Here is a 6,344-nt window from a genome sequence, read left to right as displayed (position 1 = left end):
CACCTTTGTTGCCGGGCTCGTGCAGGAAGGCGGGGAGATCATCCGCGAGCGGATCAGCACCTACGACATCAAGTGCGACCTGAAGGAAAAGAATATCTTTACCGGCCTCACCGGGGCCCATGTGAAAGAGCTGGAAGAGCGGATGAACCTGTGGGCCGGTTACGGTATCAAGAACCAGGAGATGCTGGATAAGGATCAACTGCGCGAGCATGTGAACTCTGATATCTATGCCGGAGGGCTGATAGATCACTCCGGTGGTCACATGCACCCCTTGAACCTGGCCCTCGGCGAGGCGGCGGCGTTTGAGCAGAATGGCGGCTTGATCTTTGAGATGTCGCCTGTGGTTGACGTCGATCATGCGGCGCCGCAGCCCGTGGTCAGGACGGCTAGGGGGTCGATAACGTGCAAGACGCTGGTTCTGTGCGGCAACGCCTATCTGGGGCACGTGGTGCCGACGCTGACTTCGAGGGTCATGCCGGTGTCAACGCAGGTGATGGCGACCGAGCCTCTGAGTGAAGAGCAGGCGCACGACTTGTTGCCAACAGATGTGTGCGTCGAAGATATCCGCTATATCCTCGATTACTACCGCCTATCTGGCGACAAGCGTATGTTGTTCGGCGGCGGCACCGTCTATGGCGGCGCAGATCCCAGCGATATCAAGGCCAAGCTGCAGCGCAATATGGATAAGGTGTTTCCGCAGCTCAAAGGGGTCAAGATCGACTACGCCTGGAGTGGCAATTTCGCCCTTTCGTTCAGCCGCGTTCCACAGATGGGCCGCATCGGCGACAACACTTATTTTGCCCATGGTTATAGCGGGCATGGCGTTACAGGATCCCACACCTTTGGTCGTATTCTGTCCGAGGCGATCGACGGCGACCTGACCCGGTTTGATGTCTTCGCCAAGGTGCCGTGGCTCCCATTCCCCGGAGGGCGCATGCTGCGTGTTCCTTATTCGGTAGTGGGCTCCTGGTGGTATGGGCTGCGCGACAAGCTTGGCGTATAGCTCAATAATTCAAAGCATCAATATATTTCCAAGCATGAGTGGTGCCTCATTGAAAAAGATGGTCGATGAGGCTTCCAGCATTTGCTGTGGCTAGTTATATAAAATTATTTGCATGTTACAAGGAGACTCCTATGCAGAATCGCCCTCTGGTAGCTGTTATCGCCTGTCGCCGTGACGTCGAGGGCCATCCTGCCCACATGGTGACCGACAAGTACCTGACCGCTTTGCGCACCTATGGGCTGGATCCGGTGGTGCTGCCGGTATGGGAGGATGTCGACGCCGAGTATGCCAAGCGGCTGCTCTCGCGTTTTGATGGTTTGCTGCTGACCGGCAGCCATACCAACGTGGAGCCTGGGCGTTATGGTGCTGAGCGCGCACCGGAAAATACACGTGACGACCTGCACCGGGACGCCGCTGCCTTGAGCTGGTTGCCAGAAAGTCTGGCGCTTGGCATGCCGTTGCTGTGTATCTGTAGGGGCTTTCAGGAGCTCAACGTGGCCTTCGGCGGCACCCTGCATCAGGCGGTGCAGAACCAGCCCGGCAAGCTCGACCACCGCGAGCCTCAGGGTGTGGAAGCTCAGCAGCAGTATGCGCCGGCTCATGCGCTGACGATTGAGCCGGGCGGTGTGCTTGCGGGTCTTTACCCTGAACTTCACTCAACAGTGAACTCGCTTCATCAGCAGGGAATCGACCGGCTTGGCGATGGCCTGGTCGTTGAAGGGCTGGCGCCAGATGGCTTGATTGAGGCCATCTCGGTCAGCGGTGCCGAAGCATTTGCGCTGGGCGTGCAGTGGCATCCAGAGTGGCAGCCCACCGAGCACCCTTTGTACGACGCTATCTTCAAGGGCTTCGCCGAGGCCTGTTCAAAGGCTTGATAGCCTGTTCGAGAGGTTGCTTTTCAGCGATAGCTCAACACGACAGTTCAAAGCGAGAGTACGAACAGAGCCCGCGGTGAAAGCCGCGGGCTCTGTTGTAATAAGGCAAGAGTCTTGGGGCGATTATGACGACACAGTTAGATTGAATCTTCTACCGCAGTTTGTTCGGTTGCAGGTTGGCTTTCGGGACGTTTACCGATCAGTATCAGGGTGCCGAAGAGAACGATGGCGCCGGCTGACAGCCCTAGCCACCAGCTGAATCCATAGCCTACGCTCAAGGTCCCGAATATCACTGAGACCGTCCCCACCAGCATCGCGTAGGGTAGCTGGGTGCGCACATGCTCAACCAGATCGCAGCCGCTGGCCATGGCGGAGAGTAGGGTGGTATCGGCCAGTGGTGAGCAGTGATCGCCCCATACCGCGCCCGCCAATACCGATGCGACTGACGCATAGAGAATCGACATGCCATCTGGTGTGTTGCTCATGCCGTTCTGTTCCAGTACCGCCCAGGCCAGCGGAATCACTAGCGGTATCATGATGCCCATTACCCCCCAGGAAGAGCCGGTGGCGAAGGCGGTGAACCCTGCCAGAATGAAGATTGCAGTCGGTAGCCATGCTGGACTGAGGCTTTCACCCAGTGCCGCAACCAGAAAGTCGCTGGTTTGCAAGGTTTCGTTCACGTTTGCTAATGCCCAGGCCATCATCAGGATGGTGATCGGGAAAAGCATGGATTTAACGCCTTCAAACCAGTAGTGGGCTGTTTCGGTCATGCTCATCAGCCGTTGAGCCTGGGTCATCACCATGGCTGCGACACAAGCGGCCAGCGAGCCCCACATCATCGAACTGAAGGAGTCACCTTCACCGAAGATGTCCTTCAGGCTGTGCTCGCCTGGTCCGAGTGCCGCAACCCCGGTCGCATAAATGCCGCCTAGCGTAATGCCTGCCAGAATCAACATCGGCACGATAGCATTCAAGGCACGAACGGGAACGCCTGGTTTGGTGGTGATTTCTGCTTCTTCGACCATGGCTTCGCGGCTGCTGAGTGTGGTGCGTTTGCCACCTGCAGCGACTGCCCGGCGTTCTGCGGTGAGCATTGGGCCGAAATCCCGGCCCAGCCAGGTGGTCATGAATACAAAAATCAGAGCAAGAATTGGGTAGGCATTGTAGGGGATGGCGTTGACGAAAACTGAGTAGGCGGATTCATTCCAGTCAGCGATGTTGCTCATTGCTTCACTGATCAGTCCCACCTGGAAGCCGATCCAAGTACTTATCAGCATGATCGACGATACCGGCGCTGCGGTACTGTCAATGATGTAAGCAAGCTTGGCGCGAGAGACAGCCATCTTGTCGGTAATTGCACGCATAGTATTACCGACGATCAGTGCGTTGGCGTAGTCGTCGAAAAAGATGGCAATACCTAGCAGGAAGGTTGATGTCTGGGCCTGGCGGCGCCCGCGAATCACGCGGGAAATGCGCTGTGCGATGCCTTGGGTACCACCGTTACGTGACACGATGCCGACCATGCCGCCGATCAGCAGGCAGAACAGTACGATGGACATATGCTCACTGTCACTGGCGGCTTGTAGCACGTGCACGTTAACCGAGTCACCAAAGGCTCTGGCCAGGGCAGAAAAACTCATGCCATGCCAGATCCAGCCGCCTAGGAGGATGCCGACGAACAGGGCCATTAGCACTTGGCGAAAGACTAGGGCAAGAACGATGGCGACCAGCGCAGGTAGTAGTGATAGCCAGGCGAAAATCGCCCTGACATCCAGGTTTGCTAATGGTGTGCCGTCAGAATTGACAAGCGTCAATGTGGCGCTAGCGTCCTCGACCTGTATGCCCTCTATGACTCCGCCACCTTGATCGTCGAGGCTCACGTTCAGGCGCTGATCACCAATGATAGCAGTGTAAGGGCCGTCTCCTGGCAGTTCCTGAACATTGATACTGAAGGGTAGCCCGCGCAGGATCACGTCGGGGGCTTCCAGTTGTGTGGCCGTTTGGGGCTGGGCGCCGGCGGACAGTGCGATCAGTAGTAAGGCGAGCAGCAGCACGGTACGCCCTAAGGTGTGACTTTTCATTGTTATTTCTAGCCTCCCAGTCTGGTAGCGCCAGAAGTGGCGCAGGCAATGGTGGGTGTGAGCTGTTGTTGTTGAAGCAACAATGTGGGGCTTGCAATGTCTGTTAGTCAAGGCGCTTACCGCGAATAGATACTGACGTCGATAAGATTATATTTAAAATAACCTTTGTTATCAGTATTTTATTGTTTTTTAAAAAATAATTGAAAAATTACTGGCAACGCGAAGTCAAGATGGATATGTTGAGGAAACAATAACGTGCGCTGCTTTTTTGGAGGGCGTCTGATAGCCTATCAAGATACCGCCCGCTTAATAGCTGCTCGACCGCGAGCATCCGGGCGTGAATGTACCGCCGCGCTGGAAGAGAAAACCTTTGGGTTAGATGAAGATAATGTCGTGACATTGATTACCAAACCGTAGCAGGGGCAGGTGGTGCTATCGTGGCATCAGAAGGCTGCTGGCCGCGTCACAGAAAGCCAATGATACTGTAGTGAAGGAGCAACACGTATGAGTCGCATCGATTCTTCCAACAAACATTCCCCAACCAGTCTTGCTGAATGGCAAGCCTTGGCAGCATCGCTTGAGTTCGAGACGCGCGCCTATGTGGAGGATGCGTTTGTCGATGCCGTCAGTGGTGAAACGTTCCCCGCGATTAATCCGGCTACCGGTGAGACTCTGGCCCAGGTGGCCAGCTGTGATCAGGCTGATGCTGACAAGGCAGTCAAGGTAGCGAGGGAGGCCTTTGAGCGCGGTGAGTGGTCGCGTATGGCACCCGCGAAGCGCAAGCAGGTACTGCTTAAACTGGCAGACTTGATGGAGGCCAACAAGAACGAGTTGGCACTGCTCGATACCCTGGACATGGGCAAGCCGATTAATAGTGCGCTGGGCGATTTGTCCGGTGCCATCGGCTGTATGCGCTATCAGGCTGAGTCCATCGACAAGCAGTACGGCGAAGTAGCCCCTACGGGCGAAGACAGTCTGGCACTGATACTGCGTGAGCCGCTGGGCGTGGTAGCGTCTATTGTGCCTTGGAATTTCCCGCTGATGATGACCTCGTGGAAGATTTCACCGGCGCTGGCCGCAGGTAACAGTGTCATTCTCAAACCCTCTGAGAAATCGCCGCTGTCGGCACTGCGGTTAGCTGAACTGGCCCGGGAAGCCGGCATTCCGCGCGGTGTATTCCAGGTGCTGCCGGGCTTTGGTCATACAGTGGGCAAGGCGCTGGCCTTGTCCATGGATGTTGATTGCTTGGCCTTCACCGGCTCCACGGGGGTAGGCAAGCTATTAACGCAGTATGCCGGCCAATCCAACCTTAAACGGTTATATCTGGAGTGTGGTGGCAAGAGCCCTCATATTGTCTTCGCTGACTGTAAGGATCTGGACCGCGTTGCACAGCACGCCGCTGAAGCGATTTTCCATAACCAGGGCGAGGTGTGTATTGCCGGTTCGCGGCTGCTGGTCGAAGACTCGATACGCGCTACCTTTGTCGACAAGGTGCTGGCTGCTGCGGAATCCATGCAGCCCGGAAACCCGCTTGACCCGGACAGTTTTATGGGTGCTATTGTCGATGAGGCACAACATGCGGGCATTCTTGATTATATCCGCCAAGGGGTGGAAGAAGGTGCAACCCTGCGTGCTGGTGGCGAATCACAAAGCGGAAACGGGCTGTTTATTCCACCCACCATCTTTGATGATGTGACCGACACCATGGTGATAGGTCGTGAAGAAGTATTTGGCCCGGTGCTGTCAGTCTTCGGTTTTGACACGGAAGAGCAGGCCATTGCCCTGGCCAATGACAGTGACTACGGGTTGGCGGCTGGGTTATGGAGCCAGGATATCGACCGCATCATGCGCGTGACGCGGCGCTTGCAGTCTGGTCAGGTATTCGTCAATAACTGGGCGGGTGGTGATCAGTCGGTGCCTTTTGGTGGTGTGAAGCAGTCTGGGAACGGGCGTGACAAGTCGCACCACTCGCTTGAAGAATACTCCACGTTAAAAAGTGTCTGGATTGCCTTGGAATAACGTCCCGGCCAGCCGGTGTATATTGGCGTCGCCCGCCTAACGCGCTATCGTGCTGCATATTGATGTATTGGCGTTCTAGTTGCCTGCTTTCAGGTATTTCAGGGATGTTCAGGAGAGCAAGATATGCGGCGTACCGTATTAAGCGCGTTAATGGGATCACTGATGGTGGCTGGGTTTGCCCAGGTCCAAGCTCAGAGCCAGGAACAAGAAACCGTCACACTGGGGATTACCCAGATTGTCGAGCATCCGGCGCTGGATGCCAGTCGCCAGGGTGTGCTGGATGAGCTGAAAGAGCGCGGCTATATCGATGGGGAAAATCTGCGCGTGAGATTTGAGAACGCCCAGGGCGACACCGCAATTGCCGCC

General features: G+C 56.0%; 5 protein-coding genes. 4 read left to right on the top strand and 1 reads right to left on the bottom strand.

All coding sequences use genetic code 11. The features are described 5' to 3' along the window. Nucleotides 1-1,003, top strand: a 1,003-nt coding sequence (locus tag ACTH3D_RS10840) for an NAD(P)/FAD-dependent oxidoreductase (RefSeq protein ID WP_441667126.1), incomplete at its 5' end; no start/stop codon positions are given. Between the two features lie 131 nt (nucleotides 1,004-1,134). Further along, nucleotides 1,135-1,878: a gamma-glutamyl-gamma-aminobutyrate hydrolase family protein gene (locus tag ACTH3D_RS10835; RefSeq protein WP_441667125.1), complete on the top strand. Its 744-nt coding sequence runs from the start codon at nucleotides 1,135-1,137 to the stop codon at nucleotides 1,876-1,878. 137 nt (nucleotides 1,879-2,015) lie between these two features. Here the strand turns inward: ACTH3D_RS10835 and ACTH3D_RS10830 are convergent, their stop codons facing one another. After that, nucleotides 2,016-3,959 (bottom strand): Na+/H+ antiporter NhaC family protein, encoded by a 1,944-nt coding sequence (locus tag ACTH3D_RS10830; RefSeq protein WP_441667124.1) that lies wholly within the window; start codon nucleotides 3,957-3,959, stop codon nucleotides 2,016-2,018. 504 nt (nucleotides 3,960-4,463) lie between these two features. Here ACTH3D_RS10830 and ACTH3D_RS10825 point away from each other — a divergent pair. Continuing rightward, nucleotides 4,464-5,978, top strand: a complete 1,515-nt coding sequence (locus tag ACTH3D_RS10825) for an aldehyde dehydrogenase (protein WP_441667123.1) — start codon at nucleotides 4,464-4,466, stop codon at nucleotides 5,976-5,978. Between the two features lie 123 nt (nucleotides 5,979-6,101). Continuing rightward, a partial coding sequence (locus tag ACTH3D_RS10820) for an ABC transporter substrate binding protein (RefSeq protein WP_441667122.1) occupies nucleotides 6,102-6,344 on the top strand: 243 nt, incomplete at its 3' end.

The sequence above is a fragment of the Halomonas sp. genome (assembly GCF_052095765.1).
GTDB lineage: Bacteria > Pseudomonadota > Gammaproteobacteria > Pseudomonadales > Halomonadaceae > Halomonas.
The sequence above is the reverse complement of the archived record's forward strand: the minus strand, read 5'-3'. Positions and strand labels throughout refer to the sequence as shown.